Origin of the sequence: Achromobacter animicus, from assembly GCF_902859585.1 — a bacterium.
Lineage (GTDB): Bacteria > Pseudomonadota > Gammaproteobacteria > Burkholderiales > Burkholderiaceae_B > Achromobacter > Achromobacter animicus.
Genome location: NZ_CADIJM010000002.1, coordinates 399,654 through 423,460, shown reverse-complemented (window position 1 = coordinate 423,460; position 23,807 = coordinate 399,654). Strand labels below are relative to the sequence as shown.

Here is a 23,807-nt window from a genome sequence, read left to right as displayed (position 1 = left end):
TCAATCCCCCGCCCTGATGGGGGACGGCCGCCGCCAAGGCGTCGCAAGAAGAGGAGATGCACTTGACCCACGAGCCGCCAGATTCCGCGAGCCAAGCTGCCCTGGACCAAGAACAGCGGCAGCTTCTGCTCCTTGTCGCCTCGGGGGCCCCCACGGGGTCATGCCTGGACGCGCTTACCGAAGCCGTCTGCCGCCTGGCGCCCGGCAGCCGGGCATGCGTCCTGTTGACCGGCTCCGATCGCGTCACCGTCGGCGACGCCTATTCCACCCATCTCCCCGCCTCGATCGCATGCCCCCTGCGCGGCCTGCCGATCCACGATGCGCTCTTTGCGACGGATGATCCGGCAATCCGGCGGGGCAATCCCGTCGAGAGCGAAGACATCGAGCAGTCGACGACGTGGGCCGAGTCCTGGCGCACCATCTGCCGCGACAACGGCATCCACGCCTGCCACGCGCGCGCCGCGATGGCGCCCGACGGCACCCCGGTCGGCTGGTTTCTGCTCTGCCTGCCGCAGGTGCGTCATTGCACGCCGTGGGAACAGCGCGTCGCCGAGTTCGGTGCGCTGGCAACCAGCATTGTCGTGGAACGCGACCGCGCCGCGGCGGATCTGCGCAACGAGGTCAACGCGCTATCCCGGTTGCAGGCACTGAGCGCCGAACTTGTCGGCCCCGGCGAATTCGAACCGCTGCTCAAGAAGATCCTGGCCGCCGCCGCCGACATTTCCGGAACGGAAAAGGGCAACATCCAGATCTACGATCCGGCAAAGAACACGCTGCGCATCGCCGTGCACCAGGGCCTGAGCGCGCGCCTGGTCGAACACTTCGCCGAAGACGGCTGGGTCGCAAGCTGCGCCGAAGCCGCCCAGCACCTGGAACGGCTGGTCGTGCCCGATGTCGAGCAACTGACGGATCTGCAAGGCACGCTGGGGCTTGAGATCGTCATGGAAGACAACATCCGGTCGATCCAATGCACGCCGCTGCTCAGCCGCAGCGGCCAACTGCTGGGCATGCTGAACAACCACTACCGCTGGCCCGGCGGCCCCACACCCGAAGCCTTGCGCTACATCGACCTGCTGGCGCGGCAGGCCGCCGAACTGCTGGAGCGCCATATCGCGGAGTCCGAACTGGCGCGCGAACGGCGGCACAAGGATGAGTTCCTGGCCGTGCTGGCCCACGAGCTGCGCAATCCGCTGGCCGCGCTGCGCAACATGCTGGAAGTGCTGAAGCGCGCCGAACGCGACCCCGGCATGACGGCGCGCGCCCGCGAAGTGATGGACCGACAGTTGCGCCAGCTGGTCCGGCTGGTCGACGACCTGCTCGACGTCAACCGCATCAATCGCGGCAAGCTGGAACTTCGGCTGACCGCCCTCACCCTCGACTCCGTTCTGCAGCATGCCGTCGAGTCGTGCAAGCCGGCCTTGGAACAGCACGGCCACCGGCTGAGACTGGTGCAGCCCGACGCGCAGATCATGCTGCACGGCGACGCCGAACGCCTGACACAGGTCTTCGGCAACCTCCTGTCCAACGCGGCCAAATACACGCCTCCCGGCGGCGACATCGAACTCTTCGTCGAGCCCGGCAAGGACAGCGTCGACATCACGGTCCGCGACAACGGATCGGGCATTCCGCCGGATCAGCTCGACCGTATCTTCGAGATGTTCACGCAGGTCGATCGAACGCTGGAACGCGCGCAGGGCGGACTGGGCATCGGCCTGATGCTCGTCAAACGCCTGGTCGAGATGCACGGCGGCACGGTGCGCGCGCACAGCGACGGTCAAGGCAAAGGCAGCGCATTCGTCGTGCGGCTGCCGGTCACCGACATTCAGGAGGTGGCGCCGCAACTCCCTGCCGGCGCGCTGTCGCCGGTGGCAAGCAAGGTGCTCGTTGTCGATGACAACCGCGATGCCGTCGAGTCCCTGGTTGCGGTGCTCGCCATTGAAGGCCACGACGTCACCGCTGCGTACGATGGCCAAGAAGCCATCACCGTGGGCGAGCAGGTCAGGCCGCAAGTGATCCTCATGGACATCGGCATGCCCGGCATGAACGGCCACGAGGCCTGCCGCCACATCCGCACCCTGGACTGGGGCCAGCGCGCAACGATTCTCGCGCTTAGCGGTTGGGGGCAGGAAGAAGACCGCCGAGCATCGATGGAAGCCGGCTTCGACGCGCATCTGGTCAAGCCGGTGGATATGGACGTGTTGCTGGAGATGCTGTCGACCATCGAGCACCGGGGCGGCGCAAAGTAGCGGTGAGCTAGGGGCTGCACGTCCGCGTCGAACACGCATCATGCAATGGCACGTTGCAGATCCGGGCCGACACCATCGCGCCCGGCTGTTTCCGCGCGTTTTCAGCGCCCTTGCCGACAAATATAAGAACGGTTCGATACCCAGAAATTGGCCGGTATGACGAAATGGAAGCGCATGCCATGCGAGTCCATTGCAATTCTCCGATTGCGGCGGACGCTTGCCTATAGGCGGACCTGACGCTCACCGTTGCAGGGAAAGGTCTGTCGTTGCGGGAGCACGTCATACCTATCCAATCCGATCTTCGCTTCACGTTCTCCGTCGGCGACGAATCCTTTGAGGTCGTCGAATTCACCCTGCAAGAAGGCCTGTCCGAGACCTTCCTGCTTGAAGTGGAACTGGCCAGCAGCAACGCCGCCATCGACTTCGCCCAGGTGCTGGACCGCGCCGCGCTGCTCACTCTCTGGCATGGCGACACCCCGGCGCGGTACGTGCATGGCGCGGTGTCTTCATTTGTCCAGGGCGACACAGGCTTTCGCCGCACCCGCTATCGCGCAGTCGTCGAGCCGCGGCTGGCGCGCCTGAAACTCAGTGCCGACTGGCGCATCTTTCAGGCCGTCACGGTCCCGCAGATCGCCGAAGCGGTGCTCAAAGCGCATGGTCTGACTCAAGACTACGAGCAGCGCAACACCACCGAGCACCAGGCCCGCGAGTACTGCGTGCAGGCCGGCGACACCGACTACCACTTCGTCGAGCGCATCATGCGCGAGGAAGGCTTCTTCTATTCCTTCCGCCACAGCCCCGAAGGCCATCGGCTGGTCCACAGCGACCGCCTGTTCATCCATGGCCGCGTGGGCGACGAACCGGTCCAGTACAACCCCACACCCGGCGGCGATCAGCCGCAGCCCGCACTGCGCCGCTTCGCGTACACCGAAAACGTGCGCACCGCGCGCCAGACGCAGCGCGACTACACCTTCCACCATCCGCAATACGCGCACCAGCACAGCCGCGACGGGCAAGACCTGAACCACCAGGGCCGCCGCTACGAGCGCTACGACTATCCGGCGCGCGCCAAGTTCGACGAAGCCGGCAAGCCCTTTGCCGAGAACCGCCTGCGCGGCCATCGCCGTGATGCGCGCATTGCGCTGGTCGAAGGCGACGATCCCCGCTTGCAGCCGGGCATTTCATTCACGCTGGCCGGTCATCCACGCGAAGACATGAATCGCGGCTGGCGCCCCGTACGCATCGTCCACCGGGGCAGGCAGCACACCAGCCAGGCTGAGGAAAGCGCTGAGGCGAAGTCGGGTACGCATTACCGCTACGAAGCCGAACTGGTCCCGGACGATGCCGAATGGCGCGCCGAGCCGCTGCCCCGGCCTCGCATCGATGGCCCGCAGAACGCCGTGGTGGTCGGTCCACCCAACGAAGAAATCCATACCGACGAATATGGACGCGTGAAGGTCCAGTTTCCCTGGGACCGCGTGGGCAAACATGATGGGTTCAGCTCCTGCTGGATTCGTGTCTCCCAGAACATCGCCGGCGCCACCTGGGGGCACATGGCCATTCCACGCGTCGGCCAGGAAGTCATCGTCTCGTACTTCGACGGCGATCCGGACCAGCCTGTGATCACCGGCCGCGTCTACAACCGCCTGCAGTTGCCGCCCTACGAACTTCCCAAGTTCAAAGACCTCGCAACCGTCAAGAGCAAGGAGCACAAGGGCAAGCGGGCCAGCGAACTGCGCCTGGATGACACGCCATCCCAAATCAGCGCCGCCCTGATGAACGATCATGGCGCAAGCCACCTGCACCTGGGTTACCTCACCCATCCGCGTCCGAGTGGCGGCGCGCCCCGCGGCGAAGGCTTCGAACTGCGCACCGACTTGCACGGGACGCTGCGCGCAGCGCAAGGCCTGCTGTTGACCACGGAAGCGCAAGCCAACGCCCAGGGCGGCCAACTCGACCGCGACGAAATCGTGGCCGTCCTGGAGGCAGCGCTACAACTTGCCCGCAGCCTGGGCAACTACGCCAGTGAACATCAAGGAGCCCCGCACGACGCCGAGCCCCGCCGGGACCTGACCGCATTGGTGCGAGACCTGGGCCATGGCGCCAACGACCAGACCCGCGGCACAGGCGAAGGCGCGGCGCCTGTCATAGCGCTCTCCGCCCCCGCCGGCATCGCGGCCGGAACGCCCCTCTCCATCGCGTTGGGCGCGGGCGAGCATCTGGATGCCGTCGCCCACGCAAACCTGCAACTGACAGCCGGTGAACGCGTGGTCGTCAACGCCGGCAATGGCCTGGGCACGTTCGCGCAACGGGGAGACATGCGCCACATCGCGCATACCGGCCAGCTGCTCTTGCAGGCGCAACACAACGCCATCCGTATCGATGCCGACAAGAGCGTGGAGGTTCGCGCCAACAACAACCATGTCACGGTATCCGCCGAAGAACACATCACCCTGTTGTGCGGCGGCGCCTATATCAAGATGGCGGGCGGCAACATCGAGATGGGTATGCCCGGCGTCTTCACCGTCAAGGCAACGGACCATAACTTGACCGGACCGGGAACGATGGTGCCCACGCTGGGCCAATTCTCTGGCCGGCCCGGGCCGTTTGAAGAGTTCTTCGTGCTGCGCGACGCCAGCACGAACAGAATCCTGCCGGATCACGCGTACGAGATCGTCCGCGCCAGCGGCGACATCGTGCGCGGACGGACCGACGCGCAAGGCCGTACGCAGGTCATCACCAGCGACGCAAGAGAACCTCTGGAGGCTTCGGCAATACCGGACCCTGACGATCTCTTGCATCTGGAAGCCAGCTATTGGGATGGCGGTGGCAGCTATTCGCTGGATTTTCTTCGCAATCCCAACTAGGAGCCAGGCTGAATCATGGCCAACCAAACTGCACGACCCGGGCCGAAGAATCCCGGGGGTAGCACCAGAGGATCCACCAGACCTGACGCTTCGGGGAAGGTGCTGCCCGTAACTAATCCCCTCGACCTTTGGTATCTGTGCGAGAAAGCGCGATATGCCAGCGCTAATCCGTACAGGCGGTCAGGCAATGGCGCGCCCATGTATCAACGCACGGTCGCGCTGATGATCCGGGCGGACAACGAGCTCTTTGAGTATCGCTGGCCTTACTGCGCCGAAGTCGGCTACGACATGACGAAGACGCCACCGGCGCCGATCATGAGCAGGAAACATCCGCATCGGCCGAGTTCTTTTCCGTTGTCTCAATACAAGCGGATCAGCAGCCGGCAGTTTCCTCAGTACAGCAGTGTTGAGGTGGTGGTGGACCTGTTGGGGCTGGAGGAGCTAGAGCAAATAATTCCGGTGCCGTTACCTCCAGCTGTCGAAAGCGGAATTTGGCAGGATATTCAGAAACCGCCGACAAGCCCGATGCGTATTCCCGACGTTGTTCGGGTCGTCAACCACACGATGGGAGGTGCGCCTCAATATAGTCAGCCGAATCTGGCCGGTGTGATCGAAATGAAGTTTGGGAAAGACTCGCTCGCTGATGACCAAAGAAGAGCATACCGAGATATTGCTGGCACCAGCGATAAGTTCCGCTTGCTTCATACGGATCGATGCAACAGAGCCGACAAGCGCCAGCGTCGCGAATGGATGACCGCTGCCCAAAACGAACCGGTCTACAAGCCCGTATCACAGGTCATGTCGCTCCCATTGAGAGCTGCGGCGGATCCTCACAGGTTGGTCGTTGGGCTGATTGATGCCGAACACCAAGCTGCACGGCACATCCTTGAAGTCGGTCCGCCGCCTCCGGGAACCCCTGTGATGAGCGCCGGCCCCGACATTCGAGAGGCCAATCGGCGGGCCGCTCAGGCGCGAGCGCAAATCGAAATATCGCTTGCCGCCCCGTTCTTATTTGTAGGCGCGGCAGCTATCAGCGCCGGCATGGCAACGGTTGCTGGAGGCAGTGCAGCGATTCCCAGTTCAACGCTGACTGCAAGCGCCGGCCTAAGAATGGTTCACTACGGCCGCCTTGTCGGCTGGGGCCGTCTCATCGGAGGAACTGGTTCAGCTGGAGCCAGTATGGCCTACGCACGATCTGGAGACGGAAGCTCAGCGCCAGTACTGACTCCCGAAGTTCAACGCCAATGGCAGGCCTATCAGGAATGGGAAGCCAGCCAAAGATACCAGCCGCGCACGGAACAGCTGTATCTGTTCTGGCCCGACGCCCCGGAGACAAAAAAATGACCGATTTTTTCAAAGAGTTCGATGCCGAACGCTGGTACTTCACCTTTGCGGATGAGGACGACAACACACTACTGGTCCAACAAGTCGGCATCGTTGCCATCTTCCATCTCGTTGACGCCTATCTACCGGTTCGCCGCAAAGGCATCGCGGAGGCATTCTCGCTCTACTACGAGCTCTATGGCGACAAACTCAAGGGCGGTTATCGCGAAGATAAGCGCATGATCGTCCGGCCCTTCGCCAAAATGGACTCTGAGGCCTATCGAGACTACATCGTGGACACGAGTCCCATGGGAGTCGTCGAGTTCAAATGTATGTCCAAGTTAAGTCTCGGCCATGTCAGTGACTATATGTTTGGGGTCTATTCTCCTGCCGGATGGTATGAGCAAGTTCACAAACCTCTCACCACGGTAAGGGCGTATTTGCCCGTAGAAGAGCTTGCGGGAGAAGGGAAAGCACGGTTCGAGGCTTTCTTGTTGCAGTGCTGTGCATTGCTTCGTCCTCTCCATGGCGCGGCCGGACTCGGGATTCAGGAATGCCACGATTGGGAGGACTACCAGACCCTTGAACACGAAACGGCCTGGGCATACCGAGGGGTAGACGTCTGCGGACCGACCGGAGAGAAAAACTTGCGCCAGGGCTACCAGAATCTCAACTGGCACACCTTCCTTGCCCACCACTGGATTGCCACGTTGGGCACGCCGGAAGAACTGAAGACCAAGCTCAACGACGAACGCATCGCCCTTATCCCCTACGAATGGGGCACGGCCATCCGCGCTGGTGATTGGCCCGCGCTAGGCAAAGCCGAGACAGACCCCACTCCCGAACTCTACGTAAAGGTCAACAACGCCATCCGCTCATTGCGCGTGCAAGACATCGGATCACTCCACTACGGCTCCATCGCCGGCGAGATTCGCTTCAATCCGCTGACCAGCAACCTCTGGCTGCGCCGCTTCGATACGCCGCAGGAAATCAAGGCCGTAATCGACGAGGCAGGCAACGTCAAAACAAACGAACGGCACTTCCTGCGCATGCTCTCCGGCTCACCCTGCCCATGGCCCGGCATCTGGATCTGCGAAGAGGATCCTTCTCAAGGCAGGCAGACCTTCATGCACAACGATCTCTTGCCGGAAGTGAACGGGCAGGTAGTTACCTGGCGTCTGATCAAAGCGTTGTAGCGGGTCAGCTTCTCGTCTGTGCGTCAGCGTACCGACAAGCATAGCGCTGCCCAAGTCACCCGCAACCCCATCGAGGAGAAAGGCTTAACCATGGCCACCCAGCATGTACGTACCGGGCCGAAGAATCCCGGGGGCAGCACCAGAGGCTCGACCAAACCTGACGCATCAGGTCAGGTGCTGCCCGTGACCAACCCGCTTGACCTTTGGTACCTGTGCGAAAAGGCGCGCTATGCCAGCGCCAATCCGTACCGGCGTGCCAACGACGAAGCGCCCATGTATCAACGCACGGTGGCACTGATGATCCGGGCGGATAACGAGCTCTTTGAGTATCGCTGGCCTTACTGCGCCGAAGTCGGCTACGACATGACGAAGACGCCACCGGCGCCGATCATGAGCAAAAGGCAACCGCATCGGCCGAGTTCCTTTCCGCTGTCTCAATACAAGCGGATCAGCAGCCGGCAATTTCCTCAGTACAGCAGTGTCGAGGTGGTGGTGGACCTGTTGAGTCTGCATGAGTTGGAGGAGATGGTTCCGGTGCCTTCACCTTCAAACGTCGAAAAAGGGATTTGGCAGGATGTCGAGTCGGAGAACTTGGGGAACTTGCGAATTCCCGATGTTGTGAGAGTCACCGATCACACGATGGGGGGAGCGCCGCAATACAGCCAACCTAATCTCACCAGCGTAATTGAAATGAAGTTCGGCGGCGACGCGCTTTCGGATAGACAGCAGAAGGCCTACGAGAGAATCGCGGGCGACAGACTCAAGTTTCGATTGCTGAACAATGACCGTTGTGACAGAGCGGACAGGCGTCAGCGTCGCGAGTGGATGACCGCTGCGCAGCAAGAACCCGTCTACAAACCTGTATCGCAGGTCATGTCCCTTCCCCTGCGAGCTTCGGCCGATCCGCACGGTTTGGTCGTTGGCCTGATTGACGCCGAGCATCAGGCGGCCCGGCAGGTTCTTGAAGTCAGGCCGCCTCCGCCTGGAACCCCTGTTATAAGCGCCAGTCCAGGCATGCGAGAGGCAGCCGCACAGGCGGCACGGGCTCGCGGACAGATTGAAATGTCGCTTGTGGGACCGTTCGTCATCGTAGGCGCCACGGGCATCGGCGCTGGCATGGCCACCGTTGCTGGAGGCAGCGCCGCAGTATCCGGAACAACCTTGGCGGCGCGCGCCGGACCTCGAGTCGTGCATTACGGCCGCCTTCTTTCCTGGGCGCGTTTCACAGGCGGGACGGGAACGGCAGGAGCGACAGTGGCCTATGCGAAGTCGGATGACGGGAGCTCCGAGCCTGTACTGTCTCCTGAACTTCAACGCCAATGGAAGGCCTACCAAGTGTGGGAGGCCAGCCAACGTCATCAACCGCGCACGGAGCAACTGTATCTGTTCTGGCCCGATGCGCCGGAGACAAAACAATGACCGATTTCTTTAGCGCGTTCGACGCCGAGCGCTGGTTCTTCACCTTCATGGATGAAGACGACAAAACCCTTCCAGTGCAGCAGGTGGGAATTGTTGCGGTCTTTCATCTTATCGACGCGTATATCCCAGTTCGTCGCAAAGGCATTGCGGACGCTTTCTCCCTTTACCACGACCTCTATGGCGATAAGTTGAAGGGGGGATACAGAGAAGACAAGCGGATGATAATTCGCCCCTTCTCCAAGATGAACTTTGACGCCTATCGGGACTACGTTTTGAAGACCTCCCCAATGAACGCCGTCGAGTTCAAGTGCATGTCTCAACTAAGTCTGGGGCATGCCAGTGATTACATGTTTGGCGTCTTTTCTCCAGAAGGCTGGTTCGAACAGATTCACAAAACATTTACCACTGTCCGGTTCTACCTGCCTGTGGAAGAAATCCATGGTGACGGGAAAGCCCGGTTTGAGAGCTTCTTGCTGAAATGCTGCGCGTTGCTCCGCCCACTCCACGGCGCTGCCGGACTAGGTATTCAGGAATGCCACAACTGGGGGGACTACCAGACCATCGAGTACGAAACAGCCTGGGCGTACAGAGGCGTTGACCTTTGCACCCCCACGGGAAATGAAGCATGGCGCGACGGCTATTCCAATCTCAACTGGTACACCTTCCTCGCCCACCACTGGATTGCCACGTTGGGCACGCCGGAAGAACTGAAGACCAAGCTCAACGACGAACGCATCGCCCTTCTCCCCTACGAATGGGGCACCGCCATCCGCGCAGGCGATTGGCCCGCGCTAGGCAAAGCCGAGACAGACCCCACTCCCGAACTCTACGTGAAAGTCAACAACGCCATCCGTTCATTGCGCGTGCAAGACATCGGATCACTCCACTACGGCTCCATCGCCGGCGAGGTTCGCTTCAATCCGCTGACCAGCAACCTCTGGCTGCGCCGCTTCGATACGCCGCAGGAAATCAAGGCCGTAATCGACGAGGCGGGCAACGTTAAAGCAGACGAGCGTCACTTCCTCCGTATGCCCTCGGGCACACCTTGTCCGTGGCCTGGCATCTGGATCTGCGAGGAGGATCCTTCTCAAGGCAGGCAGACCTTCATGCACAACGATCTCTTGCCGGAAGTGAACGGCCAAATAGTCACCTGGCGTCTGGTCAAAGCGCTATAGCGGAGGCAACAACCACATGCCAGAAATCATCCGCAAAGACGACACCACAGACCACGGCGGGTTCGTGCTCGAGGGTTTCCCGCACACCAACCTCAATGGCAGACCCATGGCCGGCGTCGGCCATCAGGTTTCATGCCCAAAATGCGAGGGCGTTTTTCCCATCGTCGAAGGCAGCCCGACGTACAAGGTCAATGGCATCCCGGTGGCGCTGCACGGCATGAAGACAGCGTGTGGCGCCCGACTGATCGCCAGTGGCTCGAAAGCGCGCGTCGATGGCCACGCGGTCCGGGATCATTTGCCTGAGTAGCCATCAACCCCGCTCAACCTTCCATCCCATCTCGGCCGAAATCCCCGCAGCCGCGCCCTGCACCACCGGCACCATCTCGCGCATGCGCTCCAGCGACATATAAGGCACGGTGCTCGACACACTGATGGCGGCGACGATGCCGCTGGAGGCATCGCGCACGGGCGCTGCCACGCAGCGGATCGAAGGCTCGTTGTCTTCCAGGTCGAACGCATAACCCTGCGACGCGTAATCGCGCATGCGATCACGGAACGCCTCCCATCCCTGCTGTCCGCCGGGCGCGCGCGACGACACCGGTGCGCCGACGCGATGCAGCGCCTTCCACTGCGGCTCATCCGCGTCCAGCAGCAATGCCTTGCCCACACCGGTCGCGGCGAGCGGCATCCGGTGGCCGACCCGCGATCGCATTTCCAATCCCTTTTTGCCCGGAATCTTCTCCAGGTACAGCACGTCGTTGTTGTCGCGCACGGCCAGGTGGATCGTGTCGCCGGTCATGTCGGCCAGGCTGTCCAGATAGGGCCGCGCCAGCGTCGCCAGCGGAAACGCCTCGCGCGCCTGAAAACCCAGCTCGATCAGCTTGGGACCCAGCACGTAACCCACGCCCGGCAGCGCGCGCAGGTAGCGCTCTTGCACCAGACAGCTTGCAAGCCGGTGCGTCGTGCTGCGCGCCACGCCGATGCGCGCGCAGATTTCCTTCAGGTCGCGTGCGCCATCGGCCACCGCCTGCACCACGGCAAGACCGCGCATCAGCGTCTGCGTGCCGGCGGGCGCGGCGGCATCGGGGTCAAGCGTGGCAGGTTGCTCGGGGGGCAGTGTGATGGCGGTCATGTGGCAAAGGCAATGTTGCAGCGCGATGGGAAAGATCAGCAAGCATACCGGGCGCCGCAGCACGGATGCGTGAGTGATAGGGATATGCACGGCGCTTCGCCGAGCGAACAAAACACTTCGAAGGCTCAACTGAAAGCCTACTTGAAATGCACATCATATTCCCTGTATGTGGGATTTAATTCTATATTTTGAGATTTTTCAAGCGCTGAACTAGAATTTTTGCCATCGTGCACCGCGCGCCTCCCGCGCGCGCACGGCAAGATTTCAGACAACAGGGTCCGCGACCACTCCGCCCAGTCCCGCGCGCATGACGGCGCAACGACGGCAGCCGGATGCGCGGCCAGAGACGAGACAGACTCTGATGAATACCGGATCGCCCGCCCGTGCGGCTCTCATCGCGCTGGATTGGGGAACCTCTTCACTTCGCGCCTATCGCCTGGACGCCACGGGCCGTACGCTCGATACGCGCCATCTGCCCTGGGGCATCATGCGCCTGCCGCAACCGCTGCAGGACGGCGCCGCCAGCACCACACTATCCGGCTTTGAACTGGCTTTTGATCAGGCATGCGGCGACTGGCTGCGCGCCGAGCCCGCCCTGCCCGTCATTGCCTGCGGCATGGTCGGCAGCGCGCAGGGCTGGAAGGAAGCCGCCTACCTGGACGTGCCCGTCGACCTGGAGCGCATCGGCACCTTGCTGACCGTGGTGGAACGCCCTGGCGGCACGCCCGTGCACATCGTGCCCGGCCTCATCCAGCGCCACGGCCTGCCCAACGTGATGCGAGGCGAAGAGACCCAGGTCTTCGGCGTGATGGCCGACGAAGCCAGTGCCAATGCCGACAGCGTGCTCATCGGATTGCCCGGCACGCACTCCAAATGGGTCAACGCACGCCGTGGCCGCGTCACGCACTTCGACACCTTCATGACCGGCGAGGTCTACGCGGCGCTGCGCGGCCACACCATTCTGGGCCGCACGATGGCCGACGCCCCCAACGCCGACATGGCCGCCTTCGAGCGCGGCGTGAAAGTTGCCGGCGCGCCGGCTGGCCGGGCGGGCGTGATGTCCACCATCTTCAGCACGCGCGCGCTGGGCCTGACCGGCGAACTCGCGCCTGAGTCGCAGGCCGATTACCTGTCGGGCCTCTTGATCGGCCATGAAGTCGCCGCGCTGGCCGAGATGCTGCGCCAGCAGGGCGAACTGCCCCACATCGTGCTGTGCGGCGAGCCCGCGCTGTGCAAGCGCTACCTCCTGGCCATGCAGCATTACGGCCTGGGCGCGCCCGAGCAGGCGCAGAACGCGACCGAGCGCGGCCTGTGGCACCTGGCCATCTGCGCCGGGCTTGTGTCCCCCTCCACCCCGATCCCCGCATAGGAACCTTCGATGAACCATCCCGGTCTGCAAACCGCCATGGCCCACTGCGGCCTGATCGCCATCCTGCGCGGCATCACGCCCGCCGAAGCCGAACCCGTCGGGCAAGCGCTGTACGACGCGGGCTTCCGCCTGATCGAAGTGCCGCTGAATTCCCCGGATCCGCTGGACAGCATCCGCGCCATGCGCGCCGCGCTGCCCACCGACTGCCTCATCGGCGCCGGCACCGTCCTCAATCCCGACGACTGCGCGCGCATCCAGCAGGCCGGCGGCGAACTCATCGTCATGCCGCACAGCGATCCGGCCGTCATCCGCCAGGCCAAGAAGCTGGGCATGGCGTCCTGCCCCGGCGTCGCCACGCCCACCGAAGCCTTTGCCGCGCTGGCGGCGGGCGCCGACGTGCTGAAGATGTTCCCGGCCGAGCAGCTTGGCCCGGCCGTGCTCAAGGCCTGGCGCGCCGTGATGCGCCCGCCGATCGCGCTGGTTCCCGTGGGCGGCATCACGCCCGACAACCTTTCGAATTACGCCCAGGCGGGCGCCAGCGGCTTCGGCCTGGGCTCCGCCTTGTACAAACCCGGCCTGTCGGCCGAAGCAACCGGCCAGAACGCGCGCGCTTTCGTCGCGGCCTGGCAACGCGCCTATCCTGCCCAGGAGACACAAGCATGAAGATCACCAAGCTCACCACCTACATCGTGCCGCCCCGGTGGTGCTTCCTGAAGATTGAAACGGACGAAGGCATCGTCGGCTGGGGTGAACCCGTCGTCGAAGGCCGCGCGCACTCGGTTGCCGCCGCCGTCGAAGAACTGTCCGATTACCTGATCGGCAAGGATCCGCGCAACATCGAAGACCACTGGACGGTCCTGTACCGCGGCGGCTTCTACCGCGGCGGCGCCATCCACATGAGCGCGCTGGCCGGTATCGACCAGGCACTGTGGGACATCAAGGGCAAGCATCTTGGCGTGCCCGTGTCGCAACTTCTGGGCGGCAACGTGCGCGACCGCATCCGCGTGTACTCGTGGATCGGCGGCGACCGTCCCGCCGACACCGCCGCGGCCGCCAAGAGCGCCGTCGAGCGTGGCTTCACCGCCGTCAAGATGAACGGCACCGAAGAGCTGCAGTACATCGACTCGTTCGACAAGGTCGAGAAGTGCCTGGAGAACGTGGCCGCCGTGCGCGACGCCGTTGGCCCGAACGTGGGCATCGGCGTGGACTTTCACGGCCGCGTCCACAAGCCCATGGCCAAGGTGCTGATGAAGGAACTTGATCCGTTCAAGCTCATGTTCATCGAAGAGCCCGTGCTGAGCGAACACTACGAAGCGCTGAAGGAATTGGCGCCGCTGACGTCCACGCCCATCGCGCTGGGCGAGCGCCTGTTCTCGCGCTGGGACTTCAAGCGCGTGCTGTCCGAAGGCTACGTCGACATCATCCAGCCCGACCCGTCGCACGCAGGCGGCATCACCGAGACCCGCAAGATCGCGGCGATGGCCGAAGCCTATGACGTCGCGCTGGCGCTGCACTGCCCGCTCGGCCCCATCGCGCTGGCCACCTGCCTGCAGATCGACGCCGGCTGCTACAACGCGTTCATCCAGGAGCAGAGCCTGGGCATCCACTACAACGCCGCCAACGACCTGCTCGACTACGTCAGCAACCGCGAGGTCTTCGCGTACGAGGACGGCATGGTCGCGATCCCGCAAGGGCCGGGCCTGGGCATCGAAGTGAACGAGGAATACGTCAAGGAACGGGCCGCAGTGGGCCACCGCTGGCGCAACCCCATCTGGCGTCACGCCGACGGCAGCTTCGCCGAGTGGTAAGCCGATAAAAGAGAGAGGAGACTCCATTGTCCACCGTCGCCCAAGCCGGCCTGCAAGGCGCTCAGCGCCCGACCCGCAGCCGCTACATCATCATGGTGATGCTGTTCATCACCGTCGTCATCAACTACCTGGACCGCAGCAACCTGTCCATCGCCGCCCCCGCCCTGAAGGACGAGTTCGGCCTGGACACCTGGCATGAAGGCCTGATCCTGTCGGCCTTCGGCTGGACCTACGCCGCCATGCAGATTCCCGGCGGCTGGCTGGTGGACCGCGTGTCCCCCCGCGTGCTGTATGCCGCCGCGCTGATCCTGTGGTCCGCGGCCACGTTCTTCATGGGCTTTGCCGGCAGCTTCGTCATCCTGTTCGTCCTGCGCCTGGCCGTGGGCGCGCTGGAAGCCCCGGCCTATCCCATCAACAACCGCGTCGTCACCACGTGGTTCCCCGAACGCGAACGCGCCACCGCCATCGGCTTCTACACGTCGGGCCAGTTCGTCGGCCTGGCGTTCCTGACGCCGGTGCTGGCCTGGCTGCAGCATCATTACGGCTGGCACATGGTGTTCGTCAGCACCGGTCTCCTAGGCATCATCTGGGGCGTGCTGTGGTTCATGATCTACCGCGAACCGCGCCAGTTCAAAGGCGCCAACGCAGCGGAAATCGAGCTGATCCAGAAAGGCGGCGGCGTCGTCGACCTGGACACGCGCGTGCGTGAAAAGAAGGCCCCGTTCAACTGGAACGACCTGGGCCTGGTCATGAGCAAGCGCAAGCTGTGGGGCGTGTACCTCGGCCAGTTCTGCCTGACCTCCACGCTGTGGTTCTTCCTGACCTGGTTCCCCACATATCTGGTCAAGTACCGCGGCATGGACTTCATCAAGTCCGGCTTTCTGGCCTCGGTGCCGTTCCTGGCGGCCTTCATCGGCGTGCTGTGCTCGGGCGTGCTGTCCGACTTCCTGATCCGGCGCGGCGCCACGGTCGGCATGGCGCGCAAGCTGCCGATCATTCTGGGCCTGTTGATCTCCACGTCCATGATCGGCGCGAACTTCACGGACTCCACGCCGTGGGTCATCTTCTTCCTCGCCGTGGCGTTCTTTGGGAACGGTCTGGCGTCGATCACGTGGTCGCTCGTTTCAACCCTGGCCCCGGTTCGCCTCCTGGGCCTGACCGGCGGCGTGTTCAACTTCGTCGGCAACCTGTCGTCGATCTGCACGCCCATCGTGATTGGCTTGCTGGTGTCCAAGGACAGCTTTGCGCCGGCCATCGTGTACGTATCGTCGCTGGCGTTGCTGGGCGCGCTGTCGTACATCCTGCTGGTCGGGAAGGTGGAGCGGATCGAGGCTTGATGAATCGGCCTGGATTTGAATTCTGGCCTTGAATGAAGGGGCGTCCCGCGGGACGCCCTTTTTCATATGGGGCGAATTTGGCGCAGCTTATTCTTCTGTCTGATCAGGCGAATTCCTGACCGTGGGGAGTGCCAGTCCGGCTGCGATGCTCACGGCAAACAAAAAGCCCCGGCGGATCCACGTCCACCGAGGCTTTTCATTGGGCGGCCCGCAGGCCGAAACCTCAGCAGCCCTGCACTGCCAGCTTGCGCCGCCGCACGTTCCCGGCGCGCTGCACCAGCACCAGCGCCAGTCCCGCCGTTGCAATCACCGCGCCGGCGATCGGCACCGCCGCGTAACCCAAGCCCGCCGAGATCACCGCGCCCCCGGCCGCCGCGCCCACCGCGTTGCCCAGGTTGAACGCGCCCACGTTCATCGACGAGGCCAGTCCCGGCGCATCGGTCGCGGCGCGCATCACGCCCATCTGCAGGGGCGGCACCACCGCGAACGTCGCGACGCCGAAGATCAGCAGCGCCACAGCCGCGCCGACCGGCGTGGACGCCAGCCACGGGAACGCCAGCAGGTCCACGATGACCAGCACCAGGAAGAAGATCAGCGTGCCATCGAGCGAGCGGTCGGCCATGCGTCCACCCACGCCGTTGCCCAATGTGAAGCCCAGACCGATCAGCACCAGCATGCCCGTCACGAACGCCGGGGACGCGCCGGTAATCTCGGCCAGCGTCGGGGCGATATACGTGTACAGCGTGAACATCGCGCCCGCGCCCAGCACCGTGGTCAGCAGCGCCAGCAGCACCGCAGGGCTGCGCAGCACGGCCAGCTCATGGCGCACGTTGGGACGCCGGCCCGCCTCGCCCGCCGGCAGGGCGAACCACAGCGACAGCATCGCAATCAGGCCCAGCACCGCCGTCGCAAAGAACGACATCCGCCAGCCGATCGTCTGACCCAGCCACGTCGCGGCCGGCACGCCGCCCACGTTGGCGATGGTCAGCCCCATGAACATCGTCGCCACCGCGCTGGCCTGCTTGTGGCGGGGCACCACGCTGGCAGCCACGAGCGAGCCCAGGCCAAAGAACGCGCCGTGGTTCAGGCTGGTCACCAGGCGGGCCAGCAGCAGCGTCGTGTAGTTGGGCGACAGCGCCGACAGGATATTGCCGATGGTGAAGATCGCCATCAGCAGAATCAGCGCCTTGCGCCGCGACCAGCGCGAGAACGCCAGCGTCATCAGCGGTGCGCCGACCATCACGCCGATCGCGTAGGCGCTGACCAGCATGCCCGCGCTGGGGATGGATACATTCACCCCCTCGGCGATGACGGGCAACAGGCCCATGGGAGAGAACTCGGTCACGCCGATGCCAAACGCACCGACGGCAAGCGCCAACAACGGCGGGCCGGCCTTCACCGGCTGGGTTTCTTGGGGATTCATGCAAGTTCCTTGGGTTCGACGGCGCCGGCGGGGAGTTCCTGGGGCGCGCCCGGCCTGAAATGGCCGGCACATCGGATAGACAGGCGTGCAGTATGACGGCCGGATACTTGCAGAAAAAGGCGTCTAGCGGGCAAACACTTTTGACTTCAGGTCATTAATCCGTGGGGGAAGTCCCCTCGCCAGGACAGGTCTTCAGGTTTGCAGTCCCCAGTTACCGAGCGGTAATAATTCGGCCCTCGACCCATCATTTTCCGGGATAAATTACCGCTCGGTAATCCGATGGCCCACGAAAAAAAGGGCGTCCTTCCGGACGCCCCTCTTCGCACCAACCACCGCTTACTTCAACAGCAGCGCATTCAACCGCTTCACAAACGCCGCCGGGTCCGCAATCTGCGCGCCCTCGGCCAGCAGCGCTTGATCCAGCAGCAGACGCGCCCACTGATCGAACTCGCCATCATCAGCCGCACGAATACGCGCCAGCAGCGGATGCTCGGGATTGATCTCCAGCACCGGCTTCACGTTCGGCGCTTCCTGGCCGGCGGCCTTCAGCATGCGCAACAGGTGCGGGCTGAGTTCATTCTGGCCCACCACCACGCATGCCGGCGAATCCACCAGGCGCAGCGTCACGCGCACTTCCTTGACCTGGTCTTCCAGCGTCTTTTGCAGACGCTCGACCAACGGCTTGAAGTCCTCGGCCACTTCGGCCTGGTGCTTCTTTTCTTCCTCGTCGGCCAGTTCGGCCAGATCGAGGCCACCCTTGGCCACCGACACCAGCGACTTGCCGTCGAATTCGCGCAGGTACGACAGCATCCACTCGTCAACGCGATCCGACAGCAGCAGGACTTCGATGCCCTTCTTGCGGAAGATTTCCAGATGCGGGCTGTTGCTGGCCGCGGCGAAGGTGTCCGCCGTAACGTAGTAGATCTTGTCCTGGCCTTCCTTCATGCGCGACACGTAGTCGGCAAACGACACCGTCTGCGCCTGTTCACCGGAATTTGTCGACGCAAAACGCATCAGCTTGGCGATGCGCTCAAGATTGGCCGAGTCCTCGCCCGCACCTTCCTTCAACACCTGGCCAAACTCCGACCAGAACGTCGCGTAGTCTTCCGGCTTGTTCTCGGCCAGGTCTTCCAGCAGCGACAGGATGCGCTTGGCCGAACCCTCGCGAATGGCGCGCACGTCGCGGCTTTCCTGCAGGATTTCGCGCGACACGTTCAACGGCAGGTCCGCCGAATCGATCACGCCGCGCACAAAGCGCAGGTACGACGGCAGGAGCTGGTCGGCGTCGTCCATGATGAAGACACGCTTCACGTACAGCTTCACGCCATGGCGGCCGTCGCGGTCCCACATGTCCATGGGCGCATGCTTGGGCACGTACAGCAGTTGCGTGTACTCGCTGCGGCCTTCGACGCGGTTGTGCGTCCAGGCCAGCGGATCGTCGTAGTCGTGCGAGACCGTCTTGTAGAACTCGCGGTACTGCTCTTCCGTCACTTCGGACTTGTTGCGGGCCCACAGGGCGTTCGCCTGGTTCACCGTTTCCAGTTCGTCGGTCTTGACCTGCTCGCCCTTTTCCTGATCCCACTCTTCCTTGGCCATGCGGATCGGCAGCGAGATGTGGTCGGAGTAGCGGCGCAGGATCTCGCGCAATTTCCAGCCGTTCAGGAGTTCGTCTTCGTCAGCGCGCAGGTGCAGCGTCACGTCCGTGCCGCGGCTGGCCTTTTCAGCGGCGGCAATCGTGAACTCGCCCTGGCCGTCGGATTCCCACTGGATCGCGTCCGTGGAACCGGCGCGGCGGCTGACCACCGTCACCTTGTCCGCCACGATGAACGACGAATAAAAGCCCACGCCGAACTGGCCGATGAGCTGCGCGTCCTTCTGCTTGTCGCCGGTCAGCTGCGAGAAAAACTCGCGCGTGCCCGAGCGGGCGATCGTGCCCAGGTTGGCCACCGCTTCTTCGCGCGACAGGCCGATGCCGTTGTCGGAGATCGTGATGGTGCGGGCGGCCTTGTCATAGCTGACCGTGATGGCCAGTTCGCCGTTGCCTCCCAGCAATTCCGGCTGGTCGATGGCTTCGAAGCGCAGCTTGTCGCAGGCGTCCGACGCGTTCGACACCAGCTCGCGCAGGAAGATTTCCTTGTTGCTGTAAAGCGAATGGATCATCAGATGAAGCAGTTGCTTCACCTCGGCCTGGAACCCCAGGGTTTCGGACGCGGAATTCGTGGCGGTTTGGCTCATAGTTCTACGTGGCTCGGAAAATAAATTAGGGACAAATATCGGTCGACTGGGGCGATGCGCCCGCGCGGCCGCCCGGAAACCCTACTGATGTGGGGGCCAATGGGAACTTTTCAAGACCAGGGTGGCGGAGAAGCAACCTGACAGGCGGCTGTCCCCGGTAAAATCCCGCACTTTTCTCACCTACCCCCTCCCCGGCCGGCCCTCCCGCCATGCAACCCGCCTCCCTGACCCAACCCGCCCCCCACGGCACGTCCGATGACGCCGACACCAGCCACGACCTGGTCTACGGCCCCGACGACCGCCCCGCGCCTCCCGTCGCCTTCGTCGCCGCCCTGCAGCACCTGCTGGCCATCCTGGTCCCCATCGTCACCCCCGGCCTGCTCATCTGCCAGGCCCTGGGCGTCAGCAGCCGCGACACCACCCTGATCGTTTCCATGTCGCTGGTGATCTCCGGCATCGCCACCTACGTCCAATGCAAGCGTTTCGGCCCCCTGGGCGCCGGGCTGCTCATCGTGCAGGGCACGAGCTTTAACTTCGTCGGCCCGCTGATCGCCGGCGGCTCGGTCATGGTCAAGCAAGGCACCCCGGTCGAAGCCGTCATGGCCGCGATCTTCGGCGTCGTCATCGCCGGGTCCTTTGTTGAAATGGGCATCAGCCGCATCCTGCCCTTCGTCAAACGCCTCATCACCCCGCTCGTCACCGGCATCGTCGTGCTGCTGATCGGCCTGACGCTCATCAAGGTCGGCCTCATCAGCATGGGCGGCGGCTTTGGCGCCATGGCCAACGGCACCTTCGCCAGCGCCGAGAACCTGACCCTGTCCGGCCTCGTCCTGGGCACCATCATCCTGCTCAACCGCGTGCCGGTGGTGTGGATTCGCAGCACTGCGCTGGTGCTGGCGCTGGCCGTCGGCTACATCGCCGCCGCCTACATGGGCCGTCTGGATTTCACCGGCGCCCGCGAAGCCGCCGTCTTCCAGGTTCCGGTGCCGCTGCACTTCGGTCTGGGTTTCTCTTGGGCCTTGTTCGTGCCGATGCTGATCATTTATCTGGTCACGTCCCTGGAAGCGATTGGCGACGTCACTGCCACCAGCAAGGTGTCGAAGCAGCCGGTTGAAGGTCCGCTCTGGATGCAGCGCATCAAGGGCGGCGTGCTGGTCAACGGCGCGAACTCGCTGCTGGCAGGCGTGTTCAATACGTTTCCCAGCTCGGTATTTGCGCAGAACAATGGCGTCATCCAGCTGACCGGCATCGCCAGCCGCCATGTCGGCGTGTGGATTGCGGGGATGCTGATTCTGTTGGGCCTGTTCCCGGTCGTCGCGGGCGTCCTGCAAGCCGTGCCCGAACCCGTCCTGGGCGGCGCAGCCATGGTGATGTTCGGCGCGGTGGCCGCGTCTGGGATCAACATCCTGGCGGGCATTCAGTTGGACCGCCGCGCGCTGCTCATCATCGCCGTGTCTCTGGCGCTGGGCCTGGGCGTGTCGCAAGTGCCGGAAATTCTGTCGCACCTGCCGCACTCGGTAAAGAGCGTGCTGGAATCGGGCGTCGCTACCGGCGGGATTTGCGCGCTGGTGATGAACTGGTTTTTGCCTGAGAAGAAGTGAGGATTGACGGGGCGCGTGTCAGGGGTGTGCAACCCCCGGCCAGCCCTTAACGGCAGGGCCGCCCGGCCCTCGCCTGACAAGATGGCAAAGACGGCATATAATCGCGGTCTTCGCATCTCCCGCAGCCGTCACCTGGACGCGCTCGCGACCCCCTAGCCCGGGTGGTGAAATTGGTAGACGCAGGGGACTCAAAATCCCCCGCCGCAAGGCGTGCCGGTTCGATTCCGGCCCCGGGCACCATAGAGATATCAAAGACTTACTTCGTAAGTCGCTAACGCTCTATTAGATCTGTTCCGCATCCGTTCCTCGGCATGTTCCGCGCCGTGTACGATGGCGCATAAGATCAAGGGCGCAAACCATACCCAGTTCAGACGCGCGCCCAAACCTCACATGGCGCGGTGGTTTGGGGCTGTTCCACGTTTTTCAGCCTCGTCTCACTATCACGCTGGGACAGAGCAAAACCGACAGGGCTCATGCGTGACGCATACTCAGGGAGCCAACGTTTCCGAACTCTCCACTACAATGCGGCAGCATTCGTTACAAACTGTGCGATCAACAGCCTTCCATTTCCAATCGACAGCAACTGAACTATAGTTGCACCTGCCGGACCTTTTGACGACAATCCATGTCCCAGAAAGATAAATTGATTGCTCGATTCCGCAAGAAGCCGCCCCCAACAGACTTTCACTGGAACGAAGTTGTTACGTTACTGGCCGGTTTTGGCTTCCAACTGCATGAACCAAAAGGTGGATCGTCCCACAAGTACTTTGTGGGTACAGTGGGCGGGGAGGAACGGACTATTGACGTCACCAAGCCACATCCCAATCTGGTGATGAAACACTTTCAGATGAAGAATCTCGCGAACGCCCTTGAGGCGTTGGGACTGCTATGACCCAATTGATGGATTACAAAGGCTACCAAGGATCTATAGAGGTTAGCCTCGAGGACGAGTGCCTGTTCGGCCAAATCCAGTTCATTGAAGACACCATCCTCTATGACGGAATGGACGTTGTCGCCTTGAAGCGCTCATTTGAGGACGCTGTCGACTCGTACATCGCCTTTTGTTCCGAACGAGGGAAGGCGGCAGAGAAGCCCTACAAGGGTTCGTTCAATGTTCGCATCGGACCTGACCTCCATCGTAAGCTTGCGCAAAAAGCTCGACGGCTGGGCTTGAATATGAATGAGTACCTCAGGCAAATCGTGCAAGCAGCAGTGGAGGAGCAATCCGCCGCCCCTAACGAGATCCTCGCTGTAGTTGGCGCTCAGGGTGCGACACTCACAGCCCACAAGTTTATGACGCACCGCAAAGTACTCGAATTCACGACGAAAACTCTCTGGTCATCTGATAACTCCCACGAGTCTGATACAGCCCAATGGCAAAAGCACTGAAATCCGCCGCATCTCCAAAGCGAAGGAAAACCGACAGGCCGGCTCCGATTTTGGCCAAAGTTGACTTCCCTGTGATGGAACTTCGCCGAGCGAAGGACGATGAAGGGTTCGTGAAGCCTTTCAAAAATTCCGACTTAAAGATTTCGATCCAGGCCCGTGCCTCAGCGGTGAAGGATGATGACGGAATTCTATATACACTCCTCCGAGTCACTGTCGGGCTCGACGCGTTCACGACGGGAGAGCCTGCCAGTTCGATCATGGTTGGCGAGTTTGAGGCAGAGGGCTTTTTTCAACATCCGGACGGGACTGCGCTCCACGACGTGCATGATTTTCACGCACAGAATCCCGATCTGCTGAATCAGCTGGCGGTCCGCGTCTTCGCATTCGTCGCCTTCGAAATCGATTCGGCAGTAGTCAAAGCGGGATTGCCGAAGCCGTACATGGAGCTGACGCCTCCTTCGATCGATACCGAGGTTTATTGACGGTAAATTCTTGGACGCGTGGAGCACCCTTTGACAACCTATCGACAATTCTGAAATCGAAAGCGCTTCCTACCGCATTGAAGGGTCAACCATGCACATTTGGCCCTTTGCCATCTATCTTCCGACACCACGTTTTTATACGGAAAGACCCTGAAAGATGCCGAACTGCTGCTCAAGAGGTTCGGCGTGACCCGGCCCGGCGTCCTGAGCAGGTACGACATGTGGCCGCGGTATCAAGGCATCTTCGTCCGTCGGACACCCGAGCATGACACCGGCGATGAGGCGGTGCCGGACATTGAAGCCATCATTGGCCGATGGGGCCTGATCTCGGGATCCACCCGGCCGGACGCGCTGGCTGGCGCGGAGAAGCTGTCGACCTTCAACGCGCGCGACGACCGCGTCGCCAACGCCTTCACCTTCCGCAACGCCTGGCGCCGGGCGCAGCACTGCATCATCCCAGCCGATGCCATCTTCGAACCGGATTGGCGATCCGGCAAAGCGGTTGCCACCAGGTTCACGCGGGAGGACGGTGCGCCGCTGGGCGTGGCCGGGCTGTGGGATCGTTTCCGAGACGCTGCCGGTCAATGGCACGAGAGCTTCACCATGCTCACCATCAACGCCGATCAGGATCCGCTTTTCCGCAACTACCACCAACCCGGCAAAGAAAGACGCATGGTGGTGATCCTTCCCGAGGGGCGTATGGCGACTGGCTGACCGCCAGCGCCGATCAAAGCCGCGGCTTCCTCGTGCCGTTCCCTTCCGACAAGCTGGTTGCCACACCGCTGACCCGACCCTGATTCTGTTG

18 protein-coding genes, 1 tRNA gene and 1 pseudogene are annotated in these 23,807 nt (G+C 62.7%); 17 read left to right on the top strand and 3 right to left on the bottom strand.

What is annotated here, in order from left to right:
- The first annotated feature begins 56 nt into the window (after nucleotides 1-56).
- From HV681_RS06825 to HV681_RS06795, 7 genes are all read left to right on the top strand, one after another.
- Nucleotides 57-2,246 (top strand): hybrid sensor histidine kinase/response regulator, encoded by a 2,190-nt coding sequence (locus HV681_RS06825; protein WP_175122354.1) that lies wholly within the window; start codon nucleotides 57-59, stop codon nucleotides 2,244-2,246.
- A 266-nt stretch (nucleotides 2,247-2,512) separates the two neighbouring features.
- Nucleotides 2,513-5,113: a type VI secretion system Vgr family protein gene (locus tag HV681_RS06820; RefSeq protein ID WP_217467831.1), complete on the top strand. Its 2,601-nt coding sequence runs from the start codon at nucleotides 2,513-2,515 to the stop codon at nucleotides 5,111-5,113.
- 198 nt (nucleotides 5,114-5,311) lie between these two features.
- Complete coding sequence (locus HV681_RS06815) at nucleotides 5,312-6,457, top strand: hypothetical protein (protein WP_175122353.1); 1,146 nt, start codon at nucleotides 5,312-5,314, stop codon at nucleotides 6,455-6,457.
- Nucleotides 6,454-7,632, top strand: a complete 1,179-nt coding sequence (locus HV681_RS06810; RefSeq protein WP_175122352.1) for a type VI immunity family protein — start codon at nucleotides 6,454-6,456, stop codon at nucleotides 7,630-7,632. Before HV681_RS06815 ends, HV681_RS06810 begins: the two co-directional genes overlap by 4 nt.
- 90 nt (nucleotides 7,633-7,722) lie before the next feature.
- Nucleotides 7,723-9,051, top strand: coding sequence for a VRR-NUC domain-containing protein (locus HV681_RS06805; RefSeq protein WP_175122351.1), 1,329 nt, complete (start codon nucleotides 7,723-7,725; stop codon nucleotides 9,049-9,051).
- Complete coding sequence (locus HV681_RS06800) at nucleotides 9,048-10,226, top strand: type VI immunity family protein (RefSeq protein ID WP_175122350.1); 1,179 nt, start codon at nucleotides 9,048-9,050, stop codon at nucleotides 10,224-10,226. The genes HV681_RS06805 and HV681_RS06800 overlap by 4 nt, the downstream gene beginning before the upstream one ends.
- Nucleotides 10,227-10,242: 16 nt before the next feature.
- Complete coding sequence (locus HV681_RS06795) at nucleotides 10,243-10,533, top strand: PAAR domain-containing protein (protein WP_175122349.1); 291 nt, start codon at nucleotides 10,243-10,245, stop codon at nucleotides 10,531-10,533.
- 3 nt (nucleotides 10,534-10,536) lie between these two features.
- On the opposite strand, the gene HV681_RS06790 is transcribed toward HV681_RS06795, so the two are convergent.
- Complete coding sequence (locus tag HV681_RS06790; protein ID WP_175122348.1) at nucleotides 10,537-11,358, bottom strand: IclR family transcriptional regulator; 822 nt, start codon at nucleotides 11,356-11,358, stop codon at nucleotides 10,537-10,539.
- A 361-nt stretch (nucleotides 11,359-11,719) separates the two neighbouring features.
- Between HV681_RS06790 and HV681_RS06785 the strand changes: the two genes are divergently transcribed.
- From HV681_RS06785 to HV681_RS06770, 4 genes are read left to right on the top strand one after another with little or no spacing between them, the layout of a single operon-like run.
- Entirely contained in the window at nucleotides 11,720-12,727 is a 1,008-nt protein-coding gene (locus HV681_RS06785) for a 2-dehydro-3-deoxygalactonokinase (protein ID WP_175122347.1), read from the top strand.
- A gap of 9 nt (nucleotides 12,728-12,736) precedes the next feature.
- A complete protein-coding gene (locus HV681_RS06780) occupies nucleotides 12,737-13,390 on the top strand; it encodes a 2-dehydro-3-deoxy-6-phosphogalactonate aldolase (RefSeq protein ID WP_056324859.1) in 654 nt (217 codons plus the stop codon).
- Nucleotides 13,387-14,535 carry a galactonate dehydratase gene (gene dgoD / locus HV681_RS06775; RefSeq protein WP_056559450.1) on the top strand — a complete coding sequence of 383 codons (1,149 nt, stop codon included), beginning with the start codon at nucleotides 13,387-13,389 and terminating at the stop codon, nucleotides 14,533-14,535. Before HV681_RS06780 ends, dgoD begins: the two co-directional genes overlap by 4 nt.
- A gap of 26 nt (nucleotides 14,536-14,561) precedes the next feature.
- Nucleotides 14,562-15,872: an MFS transporter gene (locus HV681_RS06770; protein WP_175122346.1), complete on the top strand. Its 1,311-nt coding sequence runs from the start codon at nucleotides 14,562-14,564 to the stop codon at nucleotides 15,870-15,872.
- Nucleotides 15,873-16,095: 223 nt separating this feature from the next.
- On the opposite strand, the gene HV681_RS06765 is transcribed toward HV681_RS06770, so the two are convergent.
- Together HV681_RS06765 and htpG are read right to left on the bottom strand one after the other, a co-directional pair.
- Complete coding sequence (locus HV681_RS06765) at nucleotides 16,096-17,295, bottom strand: MFS transporter (protein WP_175122345.1); 1,200 nt, start codon at nucleotides 17,293-17,295, stop codon at nucleotides 16,096-16,098.
- 336 nt (nucleotides 17,296-17,631) lie between these two features.
- Nucleotides 17,632-19,530 (bottom strand): molecular chaperone HtpG, encoded by a 1,899-nt coding sequence (gene htpG, locus HV681_RS06760; protein WP_175122344.1) that lies wholly within the window; start codon nucleotides 19,528-19,530, stop codon nucleotides 17,632-17,634.
- A gap of 209 nt (nucleotides 19,531-19,739) precedes the next feature.
- Between htpG and HV681_RS06755 the strand changes: the two genes are divergently transcribed.
- The 6 genes and pseudogenes from HV681_RS06755 (at nucleotide 19,740) to HV681_RS06730 (ending at nucleotide 23,799) form a co-directional block, all read left to right on the top strand.
- Nucleotides 19,740-21,131 (top strand): uracil-xanthine permease family protein, encoded by a 1,392-nt coding sequence (locus HV681_RS06755; RefSeq protein WP_105240768.1) that lies wholly within the window; start codon nucleotides 19,740-19,742, stop codon nucleotides 21,129-21,131.
- A 155-nt stretch (nucleotides 21,132-21,286) separates the two neighbouring features.
- A tRNA-Leu gene (locus HV681_RS06750) sits at nucleotides 21,287-21,371 on the top strand.
- Between the two features lie 385 nt (nucleotides 21,372-21,756).
- Entirely contained in the window at nucleotides 21,757-22,023 is a 267-nt protein-coding gene (locus HV681_RS06745) for a hypothetical protein (RefSeq protein ID WP_175122343.1), read from the top strand.
- Nucleotides 22,020-22,520 carry a type II toxin-antitoxin system HicB family antitoxin gene (locus tag HV681_RS06740; RefSeq protein ID WP_175122342.1) on the top strand — a complete coding sequence of 167 codons (501 nt, stop codon included), beginning with the start codon at nucleotides 22,020-22,022 and terminating at the stop codon, nucleotides 22,518-22,520. Before HV681_RS06745 ends, HV681_RS06740 begins: the two co-directional genes overlap by 4 nt.
- A complete protein-coding gene (locus tag HV681_RS06735) occupies nucleotides 22,505-23,002 on the top strand; it encodes a hypothetical protein (protein ID WP_175122341.1) in 498 nt (165 codons plus the stop codon). The genes HV681_RS06740 and HV681_RS06735 overlap by 16 nt, the downstream gene beginning before the upstream one ends.
- 99 nt (nucleotides 23,003-23,101) lie before the next feature.
- Nucleotides 23,102-23,799: pseudogene (locus HV681_RS06730) on the top strand (SOS response-associated peptidase).
- Nucleotides 23,800-23,807: the final 8 nt, after the last annotated feature.